This is a genomic window from Pseudosporangium ferrugineum (assembly GCF_003002065.1).
In the GTDB taxonomy this organism is placed as follows: domain Bacteria; phylum Actinomycetota; class Actinomycetes; order Mycobacteriales; family Micromonosporaceae; genus Actinoplanes; species Actinoplanes ferrugineus_A.
In genome coordinates this window covers 176,286-197,894 of sequence record NZ_PVZG01000001.1, presented here as the reverse complement: position 1 = coordinate 197,894, position 21,609 = coordinate 176,286, and the positions used below count along the sequence as shown (strand labels likewise).

At 74.6% G+C, this 21,609-nt stretch carries 17 protein-coding genes; 8 read left to right on the top strand and 9 right to left on the bottom strand.

Annotation, left to right across the window (positions count from 1 at the left end; all coding sequences use genetic code 11):
• Nucleotides 1-76: 76 nt before the first annotated feature.
• Nucleotides 77-1,552 (bottom strand): GGDEF domain-containing protein, encoded by a 1,476-nt coding sequence (locus tag CLV70_RS00920; protein WP_106124387.1) that lies wholly within the window; start codon nt 1,550-1,552, stop codon nt 77-79.
• Nucleotides 1,553-1,671: 119 nt separating this feature from the next.
• On the opposite strand from CLV70_RS00920, the gene CLV70_RS00915 reads away from it, so the two are divergent.
• Nucleotides 1,672-2,841, top strand: a complete 1,170-nt coding sequence (locus CLV70_RS00915) for an acyl-CoA dehydrogenase family protein (RefSeq protein WP_106124386.1) — start codon at nt 1,672-1,674, stop codon at nt 2,839-2,841.
• A gap of 97 nt (nt 2,842-2,938) precedes the next feature.
• On the opposite strand, the gene CLV70_RS00910 is transcribed toward CLV70_RS00915, so the two are convergent.
• Both CLV70_RS00910 and CLV70_RS00905 read right to left on the bottom strand, forming a co-directional pair.
• Nucleotides 2,939-5,953 (bottom strand): putative bifunctional diguanylate cyclase/phosphodiesterase, encoded by a 3,015-nt coding sequence (locus tag CLV70_RS00910; RefSeq protein WP_106124385.1) that lies wholly within the window; start codon nt 5,951-5,953, stop codon nt 2,939-2,941.
• 89 nt (nt 5,954-6,042) lie between these two features.
• A complete protein-coding gene (locus tag CLV70_RS00905; RefSeq protein WP_106124384.1) occupies nt 6,043-7,089 on the bottom strand; it encodes a Gfo/Idh/MocA family protein in 1,047 nt (348 codons plus the stop codon).
• Between the two features lie 31 nt (nt 7,090-7,120).
• On the opposite strand from CLV70_RS00905, the gene CLV70_RS00900 reads away from it, so the two are divergent.
• Nucleotides 7,121-7,645 carry a discoidin domain-containing protein gene (locus CLV70_RS00900; RefSeq protein WP_245907940.1) on the top strand — a complete coding sequence of 175 codons (525 nt, stop codon included), beginning with the start codon at nt 7,121-7,123 and terminating at the stop codon, nt 7,643-7,645.
• Between the two features lie 128 nt (nt 7,646-7,773).
• Here the strand turns inward: CLV70_RS00900 and CLV70_RS00895 are convergent, their stop codons facing one another.
• Nucleotides 7,774-8,211, bottom strand: a complete 438-nt coding sequence (locus tag CLV70_RS00895) for a nuclear transport factor 2 family protein (RefSeq protein WP_106124382.1) — start codon at nt 8,209-8,211, stop codon at nt 7,774-7,776.
• 88 nt (nt 8,212-8,299) lie between these two features.
• Here CLV70_RS00895 and CLV70_RS00890 point away from each other — a divergent pair, with 88 nt between their 5' ends.
• Complete coding sequence (locus tag CLV70_RS00890; protein ID WP_158277671.1) at nt 8,300-8,920, top strand: TetR/AcrR family transcriptional regulator; 621 nt, start codon at nt 8,300-8,302, stop codon at nt 8,918-8,920.
• Nucleotides 8,921-8,999: 79 nt separating this feature from the next.
• On the opposite strand, the gene CLV70_RS00885 is transcribed toward CLV70_RS00890, so the two are convergent.
• Together CLV70_RS00885 and CLV70_RS00880 are read right to left on the bottom strand one after the other, a co-directional pair.
• Nucleotides 9,000-11,654, bottom strand: a complete 2,655-nt coding sequence (locus CLV70_RS00885; protein ID WP_106124380.1) for a molybdopterin-dependent oxidoreductase — start codon at nt 11,652-11,654, stop codon at nt 9,000-9,002.
• A complete protein-coding gene (locus CLV70_RS00880; RefSeq protein ID WP_245907939.1) occupies nt 11,651-12,475 on the bottom strand; it encodes an FAD binding domain-containing protein in 825 nt (274 codons plus the stop codon). The genes CLV70_RS00885 and CLV70_RS00880 overlap by 4 nt, the downstream gene beginning before the upstream one ends.
• 139 nt (nt 12,476-12,614) lie before the next feature.
• Between CLV70_RS00880 and CLV70_RS00875 the strand changes: the two genes are divergently transcribed.
• The gene (locus CLV70_RS00875) at nt 12,615-15,017 is read left to right on the top strand and encodes a phosphoketolase family protein (RefSeq protein ID WP_106124378.1); all 2,403 of its coding nucleotides are present in this window, start codon (nt 12,615-12,617) and stop codon (nt 15,015-15,017) included.
• A gap of 119 nt (nt 15,018-15,136) precedes the next feature.
• Nucleotides 15,137-15,769, top strand: coding sequence for a response regulator transcription factor (locus tag CLV70_RS00870; RefSeq protein WP_106124377.1), 633 nt, complete (start codon nt 15,137-15,139; stop codon nt 15,767-15,769).
• Between the two features lie 7 nt (nt 15,770-15,776).
• Here CLV70_RS00870 and CLV70_RS00865 read toward each other — a convergent pair whose 3' ends face one another.
• Entirely contained in the window at nt 15,777-16,688 is a 912-nt protein-coding gene (locus CLV70_RS00865; protein WP_106124376.1) for an endonuclease/exonuclease/phosphatase family protein, read from the bottom strand.
• 101 nt (nt 16,689-16,789) lie between these two features.
• Between CLV70_RS00865 and CLV70_RS00860 the strand changes: the two genes are divergently transcribed.
• From CLV70_RS00860 to CLV70_RS00850, 3 genes are all read left to right on the top strand, one after another.
• Entirely contained in the window at nt 16,790-17,329 is a 540-nt protein-coding gene (locus CLV70_RS00860; RefSeq protein WP_146163913.1) for a hypothetical protein, read from the top strand.
• Between the two features lie 81 nt (nt 17,330-17,410).
• Nucleotides 17,411-18,247 carry a hypothetical protein gene (locus CLV70_RS00855; RefSeq protein WP_106124967.1) on the top strand — a complete coding sequence of 279 codons (837 nt, stop codon included), beginning with the start codon at nt 17,411-17,413 and terminating at the stop codon, nt 18,245-18,247.
• Nucleotides 18,244-19,578: a hypothetical protein gene (locus CLV70_RS00850; protein WP_106124374.1), complete on the top strand. Its 1,335-nt coding sequence runs from the start codon at nt 18,244-18,246 to the stop codon at nt 19,576-19,578. The genes CLV70_RS00855 and CLV70_RS00850 overlap by 4 nt, the downstream gene beginning before the upstream one ends.
• Here CLV70_RS00850 and CLV70_RS00845 read toward each other — a convergent pair.
• Nucleotides 19,493-20,674, bottom strand: coding sequence for a glycosyltransferase (locus CLV70_RS00845; RefSeq protein WP_106124373.1), 1,182 nt, complete (start codon nt 20,672-20,674; stop codon nt 19,493-19,495). The genes CLV70_RS00850 and CLV70_RS00845 overlap by 86 nt on opposite strands.
• A complete protein-coding gene (locus CLV70_RS00840; protein WP_106124372.1) occupies nt 20,671-21,600 on the bottom strand; it encodes a glycosyltransferase family 2 protein in 930 nt (309 codons plus the stop codon). The genes CLV70_RS00845 and CLV70_RS00840 overlap by 4 nt, the downstream gene beginning before the upstream one ends.
• Nucleotides 21,601-21,609: the final 9 nt, after the last annotated feature.

Below are 21,609 nucleotides of genomic sequence, written 5' to 3'. Positions count from 1 at the left end.
GCGATCGGGGGCGGGCCGGGCCCCACCCTACCGGGTCGGCGGCCCGGGCCGCCCACCGCGACGCGGCCCGTCCGACCTATTGCGACCTGCGCATATGCACATCCGGCCACGGGTCCGCGGCGACGATGCGGTCGCGTCCGGCGCCCTTCGCGGCGTACAGGGCGGCGTCGGCCCGCGCGATGAGCTCGTCCGACGTCTCGGTGCCGTCCCACAGGGCGAGGCCCGCCGAGAACGTCTGCCCGAGCGGGGTCGCGGCCAGTGCCCGTTCGGTCGCGGCGCGGGCCGATGCCAGGTCCGCGCCGGGCAGCAGCACGGTGAACTCCTCGCCGCCGTAGCGGGCGAGCGTGTCGACCTCGCGCAGCGCCGAGTGCCACGCGGCGCTGGCCTCCTTGAGCAGGCGGTCGCCGGCCGGGTGCCCGTAGCTGTCGTTGAACTGCTTGAAGCGGTCCAGGTCCAGCACCGCCACGCAGACCGGCGCGCCGTCGCGGCGGGACCGTTCGAGGGCCCGCGGCAGCTCGTCGTTCCACGCCCGCCGGTTCGGCAGGCCGGTCAGGTCGTCGGTGCGCGACAGCTCGCGCACCTGCCGGGACTGCCGCTCGACCTGCCGCACGAGCTGTGCCATCCGGGTCACGACGAGCAGGAACAGGGCCGTCGAGCCGACCACGATGGCCGGGCCGTCGGTGACCCGGCCGGAGGCGACCTGCCCGGCCAGGATCGCCGGGGCGATGAGGGAGGCGCCGGTCAGCGCGGCCAGTTGCAGGCGGCCGAGGCGGGGCGGGAGCGGCGCCGCCGTCCGGGCCAGCTCGCGGGCGCCCAAGTGCAGGGCGGCCAGGCCGGCCAGCGCGAACGCGGTCAGGAACATCATGTCGATGCCCCGGCGGAACCACAGGACCTCCTCCAGCGCCCAGCCGGCGTCGCCGAGGTTGCCGAGGACCACCCAGGTGGTGTCCCCGGCGAGGAAGGCGGTGAACGATCCGGCGAGCCACCAGAACGAGGCCCCGCGTACGCCCCCGGCCCGCAGCAACCGCGTCAGCATGGCGAGCAGGAGCAGATCCCCGACCGGGTACGCCACCTGCACCGCCCGGCCCAGCAGCGACATGCCCGCCTCCTGGGCGGCCGGCTCGATCACGTACACCCAGGCGAGCAGGCCCAGCCCGGTGGTGATGGTGGTGGCGTCCACCATGGCCGTCCAGTTGCGACCGGGCTCGCGCCGGCGGATCAGCAGCGCCAGGCCCAGCGCGCACGCGGGGTAGAGGACGAGGAACAGCGGGTCCGCCGGGGTGGGCAGATCCACCCGGCCGAGAACGCTCTCGGCGTAGACCGCCACGGCGATGCCGGACGAGTTCGCGAAGATGCCCAGCGCGAAGCACCACCAGGGCAGCCGGTCGCGCCACGGCAGCCGGCGCGCCCCGGCCAGGATCGCCGCGGTGCCGGCCCAGCCGATGCCGACCTGCCACGCCGCCGTCCACCAGGGACCGTCCGGGAGCAGCTGGTAACCGGCGATCACCACGGCCATGGCGACCGCGTAGGCCCGCCGGTCAGTGCCCCGCATCGCATCCCCGTTCGCCGGCCGCTCAACCGGATCAGTCAACCCGGCGGCGGGTGCGTGGCGGGTGCGCGGCGGGTGCCGTACGGGTGCGGCGGGGGAGCGATGCCTAGGATCGGCGGGTGATGATCGACTCCCATGACGCGGCCGTGGCCGCCGCCCACGAGGTCGCCGCGGCGCTGGCGCCGGGCGTGATCCGGCGCGACCGCGAGGGCGCCGCGACCGTGCCGGCCGACGCGCTGGCGGTGCTCGACGGCTCGGGGCTGCTGGGCATCACCGTCCCGGCCGCGGACGGCGGGCCCGGCCTCGGCCCGTCCACGCTGGCCGAGGTGATCCGGGTCGTGGCGGCGGTGGACCCGGCGATCGCCCAGGTCCCGCAGGCGCACTACCTGCTCGTCGACGTCCTCGCCGCGCACGGCGACGACACCACCCGCGCCACGCTGTACGCCGAGGTCCTCGCCGGCCGGCGGATCGGCAACGCGATCGCCGAGCGGGGCGGCACCCACGCGCAGGACCTGCGCACCCGGTACGCGGGCGGCCGGCTCACCGGCCGCAAGTTCTACACGACCGGCGCCCTGACCTCGGCCTGGATCGCGGTCAGCGCCCTCGGCGAGGACGGCCGTCAGGTCCTCGCGTTCGTCCGGCGCGACGCCGGCGGGGTCACCGTCGACACCGACTGGGACGTGATCGGGCAGCGCGCCACGATCAGCGGGACCGCGACCTTCACGGACGTCGAGGTGCCGCTGGTGCTCGACTACGCGGGGGCGTACGAGGTGCCGCAGCAGCTGGGTGCCCGGGCGCAGGTGGTGCACGCCGCCATCGAGGTGGGCATCGCCGGGGGCGCGCTGCGGGACGCCCGGGCGTACCTGCGGGAACGGGCCCGTCCGTCCACCGAGGCCGTGCGGGCCGGCGCGGTGACCGCCACCGACGATCCGCACGTGCTGCACCGCTACGGCCGGGTCGCGGCGCGGGTACGGGCGGCCGAGGCGCTGCTCGCCGACGCGGCCCGTACCCTCGACGGGATCGGCCTGATCCCGGCGGACGCCGCGGAGGCCGCCCGCGGCTCCCTCGCCGTGGCGGCGGCGAAGGCGTTCGGCAGCGAGGTGGCCCTGGAGGCGGCGTCGGAGCTGTTCCAGATGTGCGGCACCAGCGCGACGGCGGCGAAGTACGACCTCGACCGGCACTGGCGCAACTCGCGGACGCACACCCTGCACGACCCGCTCGACTGGAAGTACCACCACCTGGGCGCGTACGAGCTGGCGGACGTCCAGCCGCCGAACCACGGCCAGCTGTAGCGGGGCACTCCGGCGAATCCCGCACCCACCGGTGGCAGCGCGCGTAGCGTGAACATGAGAACTTCTCACGTTATGTCCCGTCGCTCGGCCTGCGGCCTCAGGCCGGCACGCCCGGCCGCGCGCCGGCGGTGATCTCGGCCGGCCAGAGCGGCTCGGCGAAGAGATAGCCCTGGCCGTACGGGCAGCCCATGGCGGCGAGCACGACGCGCTGCTCCTCGTGCTCGATGCCCTCGGCGACCACGGCCAGCTCCAGGTGGCGGGCCAGGGTGACGATCGCGTCGACCAGCGCCCGCTGCTGGGTGCCGGCCAGGATGTCGTCGATGAACGACTTGTCGATCTTCAGCACGTCGACCGGGATCTGCCGCAGGTAGCTGAGCGAGGAGTAGCCCGTACCGAAGTCGTCGATCGCGATCCGGACCCCGAGGGCGCGTAGCTCCTCGAGGTCGGCCCAGACCTGCTCGACGTCGCGCAGCACCAGGCTCTCGGTGATCTCGAGCAGCAGCCATTCCGGCGCGGCGCCGGTGTCGGCGAGCGCCTCGCGGACCTGGTCCACGAAGCCGGGCTGCCGGAACTGCCGGGCCGACACGTTCACGCTGACGTAGCGCAGGGGCGCGGCGGGCGCGCCGGCGTGCCACTCGGCGAACTGCCGCAGCGCCTCGCGCAGCACCCAGGCGCCGATGCCGACGATCGCGCCGGACTCCTCCGCCAGCTCGATGAAGTGGTACGGGCCCAGCAACCCCCGCTCCGGGTGCTGCCAGCGGATCAGCGCCTCGACGCCGGTGACCGTGCCGCTGGGCAGCTCCACGATGGGCTGGTACTTGAGCACGAACTGCCGGTCCTCGACCGCCTCGTGCAATGCGGTACGCAGCGCGAGCCGCTCCACCATCGCGGTGTCCAGGTCGCTGCGGTAGCGCTGCCAGGTGGCCTTGCCGGCACCCTTCGCCAGGTACAGCGCGAGGTCGGCGTGGCGCAGCAGCTCGGTGGGGCTGTCCGCGTCCCGGCCGGTGGCGAGGCCGACGCTGGCCGCCCCGCTGACCACGTGGCTGCCGCCGAGGCCGTCGCTGACCTCGACCGGCGAGCCGAGCGCGGCCACGATCCGGGCGGCGACCCCCTCGGCCGCGTGGGCGTCGGACGCCTCGGCGACCAGGACGGCGAACTCGTCCCCGCCCATCCGCGCCGCGGTGTCGCGCGGCCCGATGGCCTGGGCGATGCGCCGGGCGACGGCGACCAGCAGCTGGTCGCCGACCGCGTGCCCGAGGGTGTCGTTGACCTCCTTGAAGTCGTCGAGGTCGACGAAGAGCACGCCCAGCTCGGTGCCGGCGCTCACGGCGGCGGCGAACGCCTGCTCGAGCCGGTCGCGGAACAGCGCCCGGTTGGCGAGGCCGGTGAGCCCGTCGTGGAACGCCTGGTGAGCGAGGTCGTTCTCCAGGCGGCGCCGCTCGGTCACGTCGCGCACGGTCAGCACGAGTCCGCGTACGGTGGGATCGTCGCGCAGGTCGCGGGCGATGCACTCGACCTGCAGCAGGCGGCGGTCGGCGCAGACGACGGTGAGGTCGGTGCCGTCGCGGTTCCCGGCGCGGGCACGCACCAGCAGGGCGGCCAGCTCGTCGTGGTGGGTGTCGGCGACCAGCCGGATGAGCGGGGAGCCGGTGAGGTCGGGCCGGCCGAGGACCGGGCCGGCGGACGGGCTCGCGTAGCGGATCTCGTCCTCGTCGCCGACGATGAGGATCACGTCGGACGCGCTCTGGATCAGGGTCCGGAAGTACGCCTCGCCGTCGCGGCGGCTGATCTCGCCGGCCAGCGCGATCCGCTCCACCACGAGCCCCACCTGGGCGAACAGGGCCTGCACCGCGGGGCGTACGGCCCGCAGCGTCGCCGCCGGCGCGGACAGCCGGACGACGGCCCGGGCGGGCGGGGGACCGGGCACGACCATGGCGGCCTGCAGCACGTACGGGAATCCGGCGACGGCCGGGTCGGCGGGGACCAGGCTGACCCCCAGCTCCATGGTGCTCGCGTCGCCCAGCGGCACCGGCTCCCCGGTCACCAGCGTGTACGCCTCGCCCGGCGGCATGATCGTGGCGATCGCGGTCCGCACCGCCGCCCGCACGTCGTCCCCGGTCGCGGCGCCGGCGAGGGCGGCGGTGGCCCGGCGCAGCGCCCGCTCCCGGTGGTGCGCCCGGCGCTGCTCCTCGAGCAGGCCGCCGACGCGCGCCATGACCAGCAGCACGAGCACGGCCGACCCGGCCGCGATGACCGGCGCGTCCACGACCTCGCCGGCGAGGTGCTCGGCGAGCAGGACGCCGGGGGCGATGAGGGCCGCGAGGGTCAGCAGCGCCAGCCGGCGCCCGCCCACCGTGGGCGGGGCGTCGCCTGCGGTGGCGTCGCGGGTCAGCCAGGTCATCGACGGGTGCAGCGCGGCGAGCCCGGCGGCGCCGTAGAGGACGATCCAGCCGAGGTCGACCGGACCGCCGACCGCCCAGCCGTTGCCGAGGCGGGCGAGGCCGTACATGACGTCGGAGACGAGGACGCCGACGATGCTCAGCGACAGCAGCCGGACCGCCGCGGGCTTGCCGCCGGGGGAGGTGAGCACGCGCAGCAGGATCGCCAGGGCCAGCACGTCGCCGAGCGGGTACGCGACCGACACCGCCTTCTCGGCCAGGCTCAGCTCGGTGTCCCGGGTGTACGGCGCGATCAGGTAGACCCAGGACAGCAGGCCGAGGCTGACCGTCGGCACCAGCGCGTCGAGCAGGGCGGCCCGGTTCCGGTCGCCGGAGCGGGCCCGGACGAACAGCACCAGACCGCCCGCGAGAAGCGGGTAGACGAGCACGTACAGGACGTCGGCGGGGCCGGGGAAGGGCGCGTCGAGCCCGAGCGTGACCTGGGCGTAGTAGATGGTGTCGCCGGAGACGAAGAAGAGCAGCGCGGCGGCGATCAGATACCACGGCAGCCGCTGCGCGGGGCGGTGGACGCGGACGCCCAGCACGATCGCGGCCACCCCGGAGAGCCCGATCGCCGCCCACGAGTACAGGTGCGTGGCGGGCCAGGCGTAGTAGATGCCGGTGAGCAGCGCCAGCCAGCCGGCGAAGCACGCGCGAGCGGTTCGCGGGTTCATGCGGGCTCCGTCCGGACGGAATGCGGGGTCGATCTTCCGATCGGCCGCCGCGTGCCGCTCCTGACCCGCTCCGGCGTTCCGCAACCGGATTACGCCCAGTCCTCCGCCGCCGTGGTCACCGTGCGGTCGGTGTCGGCGGCTTCCTCGATCGCGAGCGCGATCAGGTGGTCGTGGGCGCCGTCGGCCAGCGGGTACGGCGCCGGCGCGGTGCCGCGCACCCAGGCGGCGGTCGCGTCCAGCAGGGTGGCGATCGCGATCTCCTCGTCGCTCCAGCGCCGCCCGGGGTACGGGTTGCGGTAGAGCACCTCGCCGCCGAGCGTGATCGTGTCCGTGTCGAAGCCGTCGAGGTCCAGGTCGTAGCCGGTCTGGCGGCGCACCAGCGGCGAGCGGATCACCGTACGCGGGGCGGCCAGCCGGACCACCTCGTCGTCGCGCAGCTCGCCGTGGGTGCCGCGGACCAGCAGCCGGCGGAAGCGCAGCTGGTTGTGCCACTGGTTGGCGGTGAAGTCGTAGACGCCGGAGCGGCCCTCGCCGAAGTCCAGGGTGGCGATGGTGGTGGTGGCCGGCCGCGGGTCCGGGTCGTCGGTCCAGCCGTCGCGGGTCAGCGGGTCGACCAGGGGAGCGGTGGTCCGGCTCGCGCGCACGGTGACCGGCTCGCGCCCCACCCCGAGCAGCCCCCGGATCAGCGACACCGCGTGGTACATGTGCGTCGACGAGACCTGCACCTGGGTCGGGGTGCCGATCAGGCCGAGCCGCACGGCGGCGGCGCGGGCGGCGTGCGAGGGCACGAGCAGATACTGCTCCGCGACCTGGACCAGCCCGGATTCGCCGACCGCCGCCCACAGCGCCCGCAGCCCGTCGGCGTCCGGCGCGGGCGGCGTCTCGGCCAGCACCGGCAGCCCGCGCTCGACCGCCTCGACGATCATCCCCGGGCTCGCGCCCCAGGACACCGCGGTGACGATGAAGTCGGGCCGGGCCTGCTCCACGCACTCGGCCAGCGAGGCGTACGAGGGCACCGGCAGCGTCCGCGGCGTGCGCACCACCGCGCCGACGCAGTCGAGGTCGTCGAGGCTCGCGGCGAGCCGCCAGAACATCTCCGCGCGCCAGCCGGCGCCCACGATCGCGAAGGAGGTCACGGGCGAACCCTATCGGGCCGGAGCGGTTCCGGTGGAGTCCCTGACGACGAGCTCGGTGGCGAGCTCCACGTGCAGCGCCTCGACCGCGTGCCGCTCGAGGACCCGGACCAGCAGGGACACCGCCATCCGGCCCTTCACCTGGCCCCGCGGCGCCCTCCCCGCCGCCGGCCGCCTCCTGCCGCCCGGCGACGCCACCGCCACTGCCTGCCCGTCGGGCGACAACCCGGCGGCGGCCGTCGACGGCGACGCGTCCACCCGCTGGTCCAGCGCCGCCGCCCAGGCGCCCGGCCAGTACCTGCGCGCCGACTTCGGCACGCCCCGCCGGTTCCGTGAGATCGCCGTCGACAGCGGCGACAACCTCGGCGACTACGCCCGCTCCTGGGAACTGGCGGCGAGCAACGACGGTACGCACTGGCGCACGCTCGCCACGGGCCGCGGCACCGGCCAGCTGACGACCGTCCGGGTGCCGCCGACCCGGGCCCGCTACGTACGGATCACCAACACCGGCACGAGCCCGCACTGGTGGAGCATCGCCGACCTGCGGCTGTACCGCTAGTCACGGTCTCCGGGCCGGTAACCAACCGCGATATTCGACCCGCTGTCCTCGTCGGCGTCCGACGCCGGTGAGACCAGGACGCTGCTCGCAGGGGAAACCTGCCGGCGGCGATCGTGTGCCGGCCCCGGTCAGGAGACGGGCACCGTGAGAACGGCCGGGTTCCCTGTGCTCCAGAGGCCCCGGATGCGGCGGTTGCTGATCTGCCAGCCCTGCTCGGTACGCCGGAAGGTGTCGTCATAGGTGCCGCCCAACAGGAACTGCTCTTCACCTCGCACGTGCTGGGCCGTCATCGTGGCGTGGGTGGTGGCGGTGTCGCCGTCGATGCTGACCTCGATGTTGTGCACGGCGTGCTGGGTCGCATCGAGCGGCCCCAGGAAGGCCCGGGTGCCCTCGACGATCTCCGCGCGCCCGCCGGCGGCGGCGTTGACGTAGTCGCCCTGGGCATCCTCGGTGTAGCCGGCCGCGAGCAGGTCCCAGTCCTTGCTGTCCATCGCGCGGGCGATCCGGTACAGCACGTCGGTGATGGCGGCGCGGTCGAGCAGTTCCTGAACGTCGTTGCTGTGCATGGTGGTTCTCCTGGATCGGATCGGTGGGACGCCCCACGCTAATACGGCACTATCCAGTGCCGCAATTGATGGTGCGTACCATCACGGGATGACCAGCGCTCCCACGGCGGGTAAGGCCGGACGCCGGCGCGACCCTGAGAAGGACGCGCGGATCCTGCAGGCCACCCTCGACGTGCTCGCGGAGACGGACTACGCCGACGTCACCATCGAGTTGGTCGCGGCCCGGGCCGGAGCGGGAAGGCACACCATCTACCGCCGCTGGGAGGGCAAGGACGAGCTGATCCTGGCCGCCATCGCCTGCACCGACTCGGCCGACCTGGGCCCGGACGGCCTGCCGGACACCGGCACACTGCGCTCGGACTTCCTGGCTCTGCTGGACCCGAACTGGATGGGCGGCAGCGAGCGGCGCCTGCGCATCCTGAGCAGTGTCTCGGCCATGATCACCCGCACCCCCAGGGCCGTGGACGCCGTGACCAGGGCCATCGTCGAGCCGTCGACCGCCGCCTACCGGTTCCTGATCCAGCGGGCCGTCGATCGGGGCGAGTACGCCCCGCCGCCCCACCTCGACGCTCTGGCGCAGGTGATCCCGTCGATGGCGGCCTACCGCGCGTTCTTCATGCAACAGGCCGTCGACGAGGAGTTCATGCTCGCGATCATCGACGGCGTCGTGCTGGCCGCACTTCGCGAACCATCCGCTGCCGATCGCTGAGGAGCGATGCCGATCCACAGCTTGCGGCGAACGGCGGCAGCTGGTCGCTCGCGTGCCGCACCGCCCTGCCCGGAGGCGGTCAGCCCTGGAGCCGCTGCCAGATCCGGTCGGGGGTGAACGGCAGCTCGGTGAAGCGGATACCGGTGGCGTCGCGCAGGGCGTTGGCCAGGGCCGGCGCCACCGGGTTGTACGGGCTCTCGCTCATCGACTTCGCCCCGAGCGGCCCGATCGTGTCCTCGGTGCGGGCGAACACCACCTCCGTGCGCGGCACGTCCGCGAAGGCCGGCAGGTGGTACTGCCGGAAGCCGGTCGTGGTGACCGCGCCGTGCCCGTCGATGACCATGCGTTCGGTGAGGGCCGAGCCGAGCGCCTGCGCGACGCCGCCCTCGACCTGGCCGCGGCACTGCAACGGGTTCATCACCCGGCCGGCGTCGGCGCTGTGCACGCTGCGCAGGATGCGGAGTTCGCCCGTGGCCGGGTCCACCGCGATGCGGAACCACTGGGCGTTGAAGGCGACGCTGCGCGGCGTACCGGTCCACTCGCCCCGGGCCAGGATCGGCGCGCCCGACGACGCGGCGAGGTCCTTCAGGGTCAGCAGCGCGCCGCCGGGCAGCTCCACCGCGTCGGCGGTGAGCGTGACGCCGCCGGTCAGGGCCAGGATCCGCGCCCGCAGCGCGGTGGCGGCGCGCAGCACGGCGTGGCCCGCGACGACCACGCCGGTCGAGGCGAACGCGCCGGTGTCGTGGCCGACCAGGTCCGTGTCCGACTGGCGGACGACGATCCGGTCCGGGGTGGTGCCCAGGGCGTCCGCGGTGATCTGGGTGTGCACGGTGGTGCTGCCGTTGCCGAACTCCGCGGTGCCGACGGCCACCTCGTACCGGCCGTCGCTCAGCAGGGTCACGGCGGCGTCGGCGAGGTGGCCGCCGGGCGGGCCGGCCGCGATCATCGCGATCGCCATGCCGTCGCCGACGAGCCAGCCGGGCGGGGCGGCGGGGCCGGGCGGGGCGGCGGCGGCCTCGCGCATCACGTCCAGGCACTGGTCCAGGCCGTAGCTGCCGATCAGCAGGTCGTCGGCGTGGTCGCCGGGCGCGGCGAGCGGCTCGCCGGGGCAGACCACGTTGCGCTCGCGCAGCACCACCGGGTCCAGCCCGAGCCGCCGGGCCAGTTCGTCCAGCATCGACTCCACGGCGAAGGACACCTGGCCCAGGCCGTAGCCGCGGAACGCTCCGGAGGGGACGGTGTGGGTGTAGACGGCGTACGCGTCGACCTTCTTGGCGGGGCAGCGGTAGACGGCGATCGACTCGTGGCAGCCGTGGTACATCACCGACGGGCCGTGGTTGCCGTACGCGCCGGTGTCCGTGACGACGTGCAGTTCGAGTGCCGTGAGGGTGCCGTCGCGGCGGGCGCCGGCTCTGATCCGTACGGTGAAGGGGTGCCGGGTGGTCGCCGAGGTGAACTGCTCGGCCCGGGTGTACTCGAGCTTGACCGGCGCCCCGGTCCGCCGCACCGCCAGCGCGACCAGGTCCTCGACCAGCATCTCCTGCTTGCCGCCGAAGCCGCCGCCGACCCGCCCGGTCAGCACCCGCACCTCGCTCAGCGGCAGGTCGTAGAGGTCGGCCAGGGCCCGCCGGGTCAGGAACGGCGTCTGCGTGCTGGACCGCAGGGTCAGCCGCCCGCGCTCGTCGAACCAGCCGATCGCGCCGTGCGTCTCCAGGCTGGCGTGCTGGACCCGCGGCGTGCGGAACGTCTCCTCGTGGACCACGTCGGCGGCGGCGAAGCCGTCGGCCACCGAACCCAGCTCGGCGTGCAGTTCCCCGGCGACGTTGCCGGCCGCGCCCTTGTCGCCGTGCACCAGCGGGGCTCCCGGCCGCAGCGCCTCGAACGGGTCCAGGACCGCGGGCAGCACCTCGTACGTGACCCGCAACCGCCGGCACCCCTCCTCGGCGGCGCCCTCGGTCTCGGCGACGACGGCGGCGACGCGCTGGCCGACGTGACGCACCACGTCGTCGAGGACCCGGGTGTCCGCCGGGTCCTCGCCCGGGTTCTCGTGGCGGGCGGTGGAGAACAGCCGCGCCGGGGCGTCCGCGTGGGTCAGCACCGCCCGTACGCCCGGCACCGCCAGCGCCTCCGCCGTGTCGATGCCGAGGATCCGGGCGTGGGCGTGCGGCGACCGCAGCACCTTGAGGTGCAGCAACCCGGGCACGTCCAGGTCGAACGTGTACCGGGCGGTGCCCGTGACGACCTCCGGGCCGGCCGGCGCGCCGGTGCTCGCCCCGACCGCCTCGCCCGCGCGGGGCTCGCCGACGCCGCCCGCGCCGTGGATCGCGTCGGCGATCGCGCGGTAGCCGGTGCACCGGCACAGGTTGCCCTTGAGCGCTCGCGGCAGGTCGGCCAGCTTCTCGTCGTCCAGCGCCGCCGTGGTCATGATCATCCCGGCGGTGCAGAACCCGCACTGGAAGCCCTGCGCGTCCAGGAACCGCTGCTGCACCGGGTGCAGGCCGTCCGGCGCGGCCAGCCCCTCGATCGTGGTGACCTGCCGGCCGCGCGCCCGGAACGCGGGATACACGCAACTGTGCACGGGCACGCCGTCGACGTGGACGGTGCACGCGCCGCAGTCGCCGGTGTCGCAGCCCTTCTTGACGCCGAAGCAGCCCTGCTCGCGCAGGAACGTCCGCAGGCACTGCCCGGGTCGCGGGTCGCGGTCGTGGTCCGTACCGTTGATCCGGACCGTCATCGGGCCAGCTCCGCGCGGATCTCCTCGGCGTAGCGCAGGGTCAGGTGCCGCCGCCAGGCCGGCAGCCCGTGCACGTCGTCGAACCAGCCGTCACCTACGGCGTCCAGGATCGCCGCGCGCAGCTCCGCGGGCCCCGGCGCGGCGGGAAACCGCAGCTGGTGGGGGCGGGGGGTCGCGGCGGTCACGGTCAGGACCAGGCCGCCGCCGGCCGGGACCCGCCCGGCGAGCAGGACGGCGGAGCGGCCGTGCGGGAAGAGCGAACCGCGACGGTACGCCGTGAGCCCGGTCAGCGCCTCCGCGGGCAGCGTGACCGACCGCAGCACCTCGCCGTCGCGCAGCACCGTCGTGCCGTCGCCGGTGACGAACTCCACCACGGGCACCCGGCGCTCCCCGGCGGGGCCCAGGATGCGGCACCACCCGTCGAGCGCGGCCGTCAGCGCGATCATCGGCCCGGCGGGCAGCGCCGCGCAGAGGTTGCCGCCCACGGTGGCCACGTTCCAGATCTTGAAGGACGCGAGGAACGCGTGGCAGCACGCGACGGCCAGCCCGTGGAAGGCGGTGTGCGCCGCGGTGCCGGTGAACCCGGCCAGCTCGGCGACCGTGCAGGTCGCGGCGATCTCGAGGCCGTCGTCGCCCGGGGTCAGCGGCGTCCAGCCCGCGGCGCCCAGATCCAGCAGCCGGGTCACGCCGGCGGGCGGCGCCCCGAACAGGGCGGTGCCGCCGGCCAGCCAGGCGTCACCGGGCCGCCAGTCGCCGACGCGGGCCGGGCTGACCACCTCGACGACCGTGTGCAGATCCACGTCGGCCCACCACCTCGTCACGACCGCTGACCAGGAACTACGGTACGGTACGCGGCCTCTGTTACGGGGCCGCGTCGCGCGGCCGGGGGCCGGAGAGCCATTTTCGGACAGGACCAAAGACCCTGAGCGAGGCGGGCGATCTTGTCGTAGCGTCGCAGGCATGACGACGCTTACTGAGGACCTGACCAGCCTCGGCCGGCTCGACGACGGGGACGTCGCGAGCCTTGACGCCTGGTGGCGCGCGAACAATTACCTGACGATCGGTCAGATCTATCTTCAGGGCAACCCGCTCCTGCGCCGGCCGCTGGCCCCCGACGACATCAAGCCCCGGCTGCTGGGCCACTGGGGAACGAGCCCCGGACTGTCCCTGATCTACGCGCACGTCTCCCGGCTCATCAAGCGCACCGGGCAGCAGGCGATCTACCTGGCCGGCCCCGGCCACGGCGGCCCGGCCCTGGTGGCCGCGGGCTACCTGGAGGGCACCTACAGCGAGGTCTACCCGCAGGTCAGCCAGGACGAGGCCGGCGTGCTGCGCCTGTTCCGCCAGTTCTCGGCGCCGGGCGGCATCCCCAGCCACGTGTCGGTCACCACGCCCGGCTCCATCCACGAGGGTGGCGAGCTCGGGTACGTCCTGGTGCACGCGTTCGGCGCGGTCATGGACAACCCGGACCTGATCGCCGTGGCGGTCGTCGGCGACGGCGAGGCCGAGACCGGCCCGCTGGAGGGTTCCTGGAAGGGCGTCTCCTTCATCAACCCGGAGCACGACGGCGCCGTCCTGCCGATCCTGCACCTCAACGGCGCGAAGATCGCCGGCCCCACCGTGCTGGCCCGCAAGGACCGCGCCGAGGTCCGCTCCCTGTTGGAGGGACACGGCTACGAGGTCCTCGAGGTCGAGGGCGACGACCTGCCCGGCATGCACCACCGCTTCGCCGCCACGCTCGCCGAGGCCTGGACGAAGATCCGCGACATCCAGCAGGCGGCCCGCACCGGCGAGTGGGACGGCGTCCGCCCCCGCTGGCCCATGATCATCCTGCGCTCGCCGAAGGGCTGGACCGGGCCGGAGACGGTGGACGGCATCCAGGTCACCGGCACGTGGCGCTCGCACCAGGTGCCGCTGTCCGGGGTCAAGGACAACCCGGAGCACCTGGAGATCCTGGAGAAGTGGCTGCGGTCGTACCGGCCGGAGGAGCTGTTCGACGAGAGCGGCGCCCCGACCGCCCTGGTCCGCGACCTCGCCCCCGACGGCGACCTGCGGATGAGCGCCAGCCCGCACGCCAACGGCGGCAGGCTGACCCGCGACCTCGACCTGCCCGACTTCCGCGACTACGCCATCGACGTGCCCAAGCCGGCCGAGCTGCGCGCCGAGTCGACCCGCAAGCTGGGCGAGTTCATGCGCGACATCTACTCGCGCAACCCGGAGACGTTCCGGCTGTTCTGCCCGGACGAGACCAACAGCAACCGGCTCGGCGCCGTCTTCGAGGTCTCCGACCGCGGCTTCATGGAGCACGTCACCGACGCCGACGTGAAGATCAGCAACAACGGCCGGGTCATGGAGGTGCTCTCCGAGCACAACTGCCACGGCTGGCTGGAGGGCTACAACCTCACCGGCCGGCACGGCATGTTCGCCACCTACGAGGCGTTCGCCATGGTCAGCGCCTCGCAGACGGTGCAGCACGGCAAGTGGCTCCAGGAGGCGCGGCACCTGCCGTGGCGCGAGAAGGTGCCGAGCCTCAACGTCCTGCTCACCTCGACCGCGTGGCGCAACGACCACAACGGCTTCTCGCACCAGGGCCCCGGCCTCATCCAGGTCGTCCTGACCCAGCGCGGCGACGTGGCCCGGGTCTACCTGCCGCCGGACGCCAACACCCTGCTGTCGGTGGCCGACCACTGCTTCCGGTCGCGGTCGTACATCAACCTGATCGTGATCGACAAGCAGCCGCAGTTGCAGTGGCTGACCATGGACGAGGCGATCGAGCACGCCACCCGCGGCGCGAGCGTCTGGGAGTGGGCGGGCACCGACGACGGCACCAGCGACCCGGACATCGTCCTGGCCTGCGCCGGCGACGTGGTCACCATGGAGACCGTCGCGGCGGCCCAGATCCTCAAGGACAAGCTGCCCAGCCTCAAGGTGCGCGTCGTCAACGTGGTCGACCTGATGACCCTGCCGCGGCCGAAGGACCACCCGCACGGCATGAGCGAGACCATGTTCACCGAGCTGTTCACGGACTCCGTCGACGTGGTCTTCTCCTTCCACGGCTACCCGGGCGCGATCCACCAGCTCGTGCACGGCCGCCCGGACGCCGACCGGTTCCGGGTCCGCGGCTTCATCGAGCAGGGCACGACGACCACGCCGTTCGACATGACGGTCCGCAACAAGGCGTCGCGCTACCACCTCGTGATGGACGCGATCAACAACAGCAAGCGCCTGCCCCGCGGGGCGAGCGACCTCAAGGCGTGGTGCGAGGCGCAGCTGGCGCGGCACGAGCAGTACGTGGTGGAGCACCTCGAGGACATGCCCGAGGTGCGGGACTGGTCGCTCGGGGACTGGGCCTCGCGCGGCTGATCAGAGTTGGTTGTCCCCGTCCCCGGTCCGCCGGGGGCGGGGATACGCCTTTCCGCCTCCGGCGGACCCCCGACGGCCGCGGTCTGAACCGTGCGGCGCGATGATCCGTACCATCGCCCATGAGGGTCTTGCTGGTAGAGGACGACAGGTCCATCGCGAAGCCGCTGGTCGACGGCCTGGCCCGGTACGGCATCCAGGCGAACCACGTGGCCACGGGCGCCGCGGCACTCGCCGCACCGCCCCCCGACCTGGTCGTGCTCGACGCGGAACTGCCCGGCCTCGACGACTACCGCGGCCTCCGCCGGGCCGGCGGCCCGCCGTTGATCATGCTCACGCCGGACGGCGCCGGTCGCGACGACGGGTTCGACGCCGACGACTACCTGCCGAAGCCGGTCAGCGTCCCCGACCTGGTGCACCGCCTGCGGGCGGTCGACCGCCGCTCCCGGTCCGAGGGCGACCCGGTGCTGGTCCGCGGCCCGCTGACCGTCGACACCCGGCGGCGCGAGGTCCGGGTGCACCGGATCCCGGTGCCGCTGAGCCCCAAGGAGTTCGACCTCCTCGCCCTGCTCGCCGCCGAACCGGGTGCGGTGGTGACCCGGCGCTACCTGATGGAGCGGGTGTGGGGACCCGGCGCCCCCGGCCCGGGCAAGACCCTCGACTTCCACGTGGCGAGCCTGCGGCGCAAGCTGGGGGACAGCGCCTGGATCGAGAACCGCCGCGGCGTCGGCTTCCGGCTCGCGATTCCCGCCTGACGACCGCTCAGGCGGTGTCGATCTCGGCCAGCGCGGCCCGGTGGTCGCTGCCCGGCACCCGGACGACCCAGGACCGCTGGGTGGACATGCCGCGCTGGAGGATGTGATCCGGGCGCATGACCGGCAGCTCGGCCGGCCAGGTGAAGCCGAACCCGGCGCCCGCCTCCTGCTGGGTGTCCCGCAGCGGCGCCAGCTCCCGGAACCGCCGGTCGGTGGTCGTCGTGTTCAGGTCACCGGCCACCACCAGGCGCTCGCTCCGGTCGGCCGCCACCTCGCGGGCCAGGGCGGCCAGCGTCTGGTCGCGCTCGGCGGTCGCGCCCGGCCGCGCCGACGCGAGATGGGCGGCATAGACGCGTACGGGACCGTCCGGCGTGGTCACCGACGCCCGCAACGCCCGGGTCCAGCCGATGCCGATGTCGACCGCGGCGGTGCCGGTCAGCGGCAGCCTGCTCCACAGCCCGACGGTGCCGGCCACGATGCGGTGCTCCCACCCGTCCCGCAGCTCGCGCTCGGCGACCTTGCGGTTGGCGGTGGTGAGCTCCTGCAGCACGAGCACGTCGGGCTCCTCGCCGGCGACGGCGCGTACGGTCGCCGCGGCGTCGGCGTTGGCGGCGCCGAGGTTCAGCGTCGCGATCCGCAGGTCGTGATGATCGGCCCCGGACCTCGGCAGCAGCACCCGCCCGAACATCGTGGTCCACACCACCACCGGCACGAGCGCGACGGCGAACGCCCGCCGCGACCGGCGCAGCGCCGACAGCGCCAGCAACGGCACGAGCAGCAGGCCGAGCCACGGCAGTCCACTGTCGAGCGCCGTGCCCAGCCACCCCGGCACCAGAGCGTGCAGGCCCAGCGCGGCGGCGAGAACGACGGCCGCCCCGGCGATGACGGCACTTCCCGCCCGCCATGACCGTGTCCGCATCCCGGCAGTTTAGTGAACCCCTGACAACTTCCACACGTTCTCTCGCCAGCATGCCCTGCACGGGACCGGAGCGGTCCGGCGGAAGCAAGGGAGCTGTTGTCATGCGCCGAGGGCACTGGATGGTGGCGGCGGTCGCGCTGGGAGCGTTGTCGGCGTGCACCTCGCAGGCATCGACCGGGAACGGCGACTCCGGGGGCAAGGTGGCGACCCTGGCCAGCGGCGCACCCGCGCCGGGCGCTTCGCCGACCCCGGAGCGGCCGCGCTACCGGCTCGACATGACGCCCGAGGAGAAGGACAGGCTCATGGTCCCGTACGAGAACTGTCTGACGCGGTACGGCTACAGCCGCGTGGACGCCAAGAAGGCGGAGTTCGCGGGCACCGATCTCACCCGGGTCGACCCCAAGGCCGGCAAGAAGATCCGGGAGTTGCAGGACTGCACCGCGAGGTACTTCCCGTTGCCCGAGTGGGAGCGCGATCCGGCCAACCCGAGAGCCGCCGACTTCGAGCACGAGGTGACGAAGTGCCTGAAGGCCAAGGGGGTCACGATGACCGGTGATGGGGCGATGGCCGGCGACAACGTCAGGAAGAGCCTGGAGCTGACGCCCGCGTGCGAGCGCGAGGCGGCCGCCGCCGTGAAATAGCGGGCGACACGCGGGCGACGGATGGGGGAACAGTCGGCGCAGGCGTGGCGGGGGCCGGCCCGGGCGCGCCAGAATCCTCCGGTGCACCGGGCCAACGACTACTACGGGCACTCGCACGTCCTGGCGCGCTACTGCGGCGTGCGGTCCGACCCGCCGCCCCGGATGTCCGGGTACCTCCAGCACGGGTGGAACATCGGCGACGGCATGGCGGCCGACCACGAGTACGTGGCGGGCGTACCGCTGTTCCTCTGGTCCGAGCGCACCCGGCGGCGGGCGTGGTCGCTGGGGCGGCGGGGGACGTACGTCGTCGGCGCTCCGTGGGCGTACCTGCTGCGGCTGGTGCCGCCGCCGGACGACGGTCCCGCCCGCGAGGGCACCATCTGGTATCCGTTCCACGGCTGGGAGGGCCAGCACGTGGTCGGCGACCACGCCGGTCTCATCGCGCGGATCCGCGGCACCGAGCCCGGTCCGGTCACGGTCTGCCTCTACTGGCAGGAGTTCCGTACGCCCGGCGTGCGCCGCCGCTACGAGAACGCCGGCTTCCGGGTGATCTGCCACGGCTACCGCGGCGACGCCCACCGAGAGGGCGACGCCGGCTTCCTCGACCGCCAGCTCGCCGAGCTCCGCCGGCACCGCCGGGTCGCCTCGAACCGCCTGTCCAGCGCCGTCTGGTACGGCATCCTCGCGGGCTGCGAACCCGCCGTCTACGGAGACCCGATGACCCTGGAGAACGAGGACCCGGTGCACGGGGGACAGGCGCGGATCCGCCGCCAGTGGGACTTCCTGCACGGCGAGCAGGTCGACGGCGACCGGGCCCGGGCGGCCGCCGTGGAGGAGCTGGGCGCCGACCGGCTCGTGCCGGCCGCCGAGCTGCGCCACCTGATGCGCTGGCGCGACCGGCGGGGGGTGGCGCGGTGAACCCGCGGTTTCTCGGCGGCGAGATGCTCGTCTGGTCGGACCTCGACGGCGCGCACGGTCCGGGCCCCGTCCGCGGCGCCGCCCTCGTCCCCTTCCTGGCCGCCGCCCGGGGCCGCACCCTGGTGGCCGGACCGCACGACCCGGCCCTGCTGGCGGCCCTTCCCGGGGCGACGGTGCTGGTCCGGGGCGTGCCGGACGCCGAGCGCCTGGCCGCGGCCGGGAACCTGACCGTGCTGTGCGGCGGCCCCGCCAAGCTCGCGGCGGAGCCCGCCTTCGACACGATCATCGCGCTCGACGGGCTCGGCCGGCTGGGCACCGCCGAGCAGGACGAGGCCACCTGGCTCGCCACGCTGGACTCGCTGCGGGCCGCGCTGGCGCCGGGCGGGCTGCTGATGCTCGGCCTCGCGAACCCGTTGGGCCTGCACCGCCTGGTGGCGGTGCCCCGGCCGCCGGCCGACTCGGACTGGACCCCCGGGTACGACGACACCCGGCCCGCGACCCCGGCGGCCCTGGCCGGCCTCCTGGGCGGGACGGCACGGGTCTATGCCGCCTACCCCGACCCCGTCGCGCCGCGCCTGGTCCTGCCGTCCGACGCCGGTGGCGGCGCCGCGGAGGCCGCGCTGGCCCGGGCGTACGCCGGCGCGGACGCCGGGGAGACGCTGACCGATCCGGAGCCGTGGGCCCGGGAGAGCCTGCGCCGGGGCCAGCCCCTCGCGCCCGGGTGGATCGTCGTCGCGGCCCCCCGCCCGCCCGCGATCGAGGTCGAGGTGCCCGGTCCCTCCGGGCGTACGGTCGAGAGCCTCGTGGCCGGCGCCGCCGCCCGGCGTGACCTGCCCGCCGTGCGCGCCCTGCTCTCGGCCTGGCAGGAGAGCCCGGCGGCCGGCGTCCCGGCCGGCCAGGTGATCAGCGGCCCGGACGGCGTCCTGACCCCGCTGGTGCCGACGGCGGACCCGGACCACGCCCTGCACGACCTGGCCGAGCGGCTCCTGCGTGCCGGCGATCACCCCTGGCCCGGGGTCACCGGCCCCGCGGACCTGGCCGCCCTGCTCGCCGCGATGACCGGCCGCGAGGCCGGCGTGGCCGAGGTGCGGCAGCCGCGCCCGCTGCCGTTCGCCGAGCTGCGGGCCGAGCGCGACCGGCTCACCCGGGAGGTGGCCGAGGTGCGGGCGCAGGCGGCGTTCCTCGAGGCGGAGCTCACCGCCCGCGAGGCCGACCTGCGCCGGGCCCGGCGGACGGTGGAGCTGCTCAGCGGTAAGGGCCCGGCGCGGGCGGGGCAGGTGTTCGTGGGCGGGGTACGCGCGGCCCGGCGCCTGCTGCGGCACCGCCCGTGACCGCCGCCCCCGCGACGTCGTCGTAGAGCCGCTCGAGGGCGGCCGTCCGGCGGCGGAGGTCGAAGTGGCCCGCGGTGTGCTCCCGAGCCTGCCGCCCCAGCCGCTCCCGCAGCTCGTCGCCGGTCAGCAGCACCCGCAGGTGGGCGGCCAGCGCCTCGCGGTCCCCCTCGGCGCCGAGCAGGCCCGTCGTGCCGTGCACGACCGCCTCGGGGATGCCGCTGTGCCGGGTCGACACCACCGGTACGCCCAGCGCCGCGGCCTCCAGCACGGTGGTGGGCAGGCCCTCGGCGTCCCCGTCCGGCGCGGTCCGCGACGGTGACGCGAAGACCTTCGCCGCGGCCATGGCGGCGCTCGCCGACGCGTGGTCCAGGGCCCCGGCGAAGGTCACCGGCACGCCCAGCCCGGCGGCGCGGGTACGGATCGCGGCGGCGAGCGGCCCGTCGCCCACGAACAGCACGCGCGGCTCGAGGTCGCGCAGCGTGGCCAGGGCCGCCAGCAGGTCGTCGAGGCCCTTCTTCGGGACGAACCGGCCGGCGAACACCACGTCCCATTCCTTCTCCGCGCGCGGCGGGGGCGGGATCGGGACGCCGGTGTGGTGCACGCGTACCTTGGCCGGATCGGCGCCCTGCTCGATCGCCCGGCGGCGGATGTGCTCCGAGACGGCCAGGATCACGGCCGCCCGCCGGAAGACCGTCCGCAGGTTACGGCGGTGCCGCACACCCTTCGGGCCCTTCGCGTACGGCTGGCGCGTGACGTCGTGGCCGTGCACGGTGACGATCAGCGGCACGCCGAGCTCCTCCGCCGCGGCGCTGACCAGCCAGCCGTCGCCGCCGAAGTGGGCGTGGACGAGGTCCGGGCCGAGGGCGGCCAGCATCCGGCGCAGGCGTGGCGAGCGGCCGGTGACCCGCAGCCGCAGGAAGCGCTCGTCCGCGCCGGGCGGGAAGACGATCACGTCGTCGTCCCGGGCCAGCGCGGAGGGCACCTTCACCGCGCCGAGGTAGCGCACCTGCCAGCGGGTCAGGGCGTCGCCCTGGCTGCGGACGAAGGTCTCGGAGGGCGCGAGCAGGCCGCTGCGCCAGACCACCACCCGGCTCATCCGCGCCCCAGCACCTTGTCGCGCAGGACGTGGCGAAGATGCGGCGGGATCGCCCAGATCTGCAGGTGGGTGACGTAGTCCAGGGCGCCGGGGCGGCCGTGCTCGCGGGCCTCGCGCAGCAGCTCACGGAACACCCGGGCGTTGCGCGTCGGTGCCGCCATCGAGCTCAGCACGCTCATCGTGAAGGCGGCGTACGCGCGCGGCGTGAACAGCGCACGGTTGCCGCGCAGCCAGGCGAGCTGGGACTGCCAGGGCATCTCCAGGCTGATCCGTTCCCGGTTCTCGTCCTGGTGCCAGATGACCAGCGGCTCGGCGGCCATGACCAGCCCGGTGCCCGCGGCCCGGACGGCGCGCAGCGTCCAGTCCAGTTCCTGCTGCCGGCGCAGGCCGACGGTGAACGGCACCTCGCGCAGCAGCGCGGTCGGCGCCAGGATGGTCGAGGTCTGGATGAAGCCCTCGCCGTGGAACAGCCCCCGGCGGACCGTGAAGTACTCGCTGAGGTGCTCGCCCTCGGCCGGCAGCCGGCGGGGCATGACGAACTCCGCGCGGGGGGTGCGGTTGAGCAGCCGGGTGGCCACGATCGGCCGGGCCACCCCGGCGGCGGCGGCCAGCTCCAGCTGGACGGCCAGCTTGCCGGGCAGCCATTCGTCGTCATCGTCGAGCAGGGCGGTCCACGGTGCCCGGGCCTCGCGGGCCCCGGTGTTGCGGGCGTTCGGGGCGCCGCCCTTCACCGGCAGCGTGACCGTGCGGATGCGGGGGTCGCCGAGCTCGGCCAGCGCCTTCGGGGTCGCCTCGTCCGGTCCGTCGACGACCACGACGACCTCGAGGTCCGGCACGGTCTGCGCGAGGACGCTGCGGACCGCACGGGTCACCAGCTCGGGGCGGTTGCGGGTCGGGATGACCACGCTGACCTGGGGGGTGTCCATGACGACGGG

Coding starts and splice junctions, on each gene's coding strand:
- CLV70_RS00845 (WP_106124373.1), bottom strand. CDS start 20,674: ATGAGCCGGGTGGTGGTCTGGCGCAGCGGCCTGCTCGCGCCCTCCGAG.
- CLV70_RS00920 (WP_106124387.1), bottom strand. CDS start 1,552: ATGCGGGGCACTGACCGGCGGGCCTACGCGGTCGCCATGGCCGTGGTG.
- CLV70_RS00840 (WP_106124372.1), bottom strand. CDS start 21,600: ATGGACACCCCCCAGGTCAGCGTGGTCATCCCGACCCGCAACCGCCCC.
- CLV70_RS00875 (WP_106124378.1), top strand. CDS start 12,615: ATGACGACGCTTACTGAGGACCTGACCAGCCTCGGCCGGCTCGACGAC.
- CLV70_RS00895 (WP_106124382.1), bottom strand. CDS start 8,211: ATGCACAGCAACGACGTTCAGGAACTGCTCGACCGCGCCGCCATCACC.
- CLV70_RS00870 (WP_106124377.1), top strand. CDS start 15,137: ATGAGGGTCTTGCTGGTAGAGGACGACAGGTCCATCGCGAAGCCGCTG.
- CLV70_RS00915 (WP_106124386.1), top strand. CDS start 1,672: ATGATCGACTCCCATGACGCGGCCGTGGCCGCCGCCCACGAGGTCGCC.
- CLV70_RS00885 (WP_106124380.1), bottom strand. CDS start 11,654: ATGACGGTCCGGATCAACGGTACGGACCACGACCGCGACCCGCGACCC.
- CLV70_RS00865 (WP_106124376.1), bottom strand. CDS start 16,688: ATGCGGACACGGTCATGGCGGGCGGGAAGTGCCGTCATCGCCGGGGCG.
- CLV70_RS00860 (WP_146163913.1), top strand. CDS start 16,790: ATGCGCCGAGGGCACTGGATGGTGGCGGCGGTCGCGCTGGGAGCGTTG.
- CLV70_RS00910 (WP_106124385.1), bottom strand. CDS start 5,953: ATGAACCCGCGAACCGCTCGCGCGTGCTTCGCCGGCTGGCTGGCGCTG.
- CLV70_RS00890 (WP_158277671.1), top strand. CDS start 8,300: ATGACCAGCGCTCCCACGGCGGGTAAGGCCGGACGCCGGCGCGACCCT.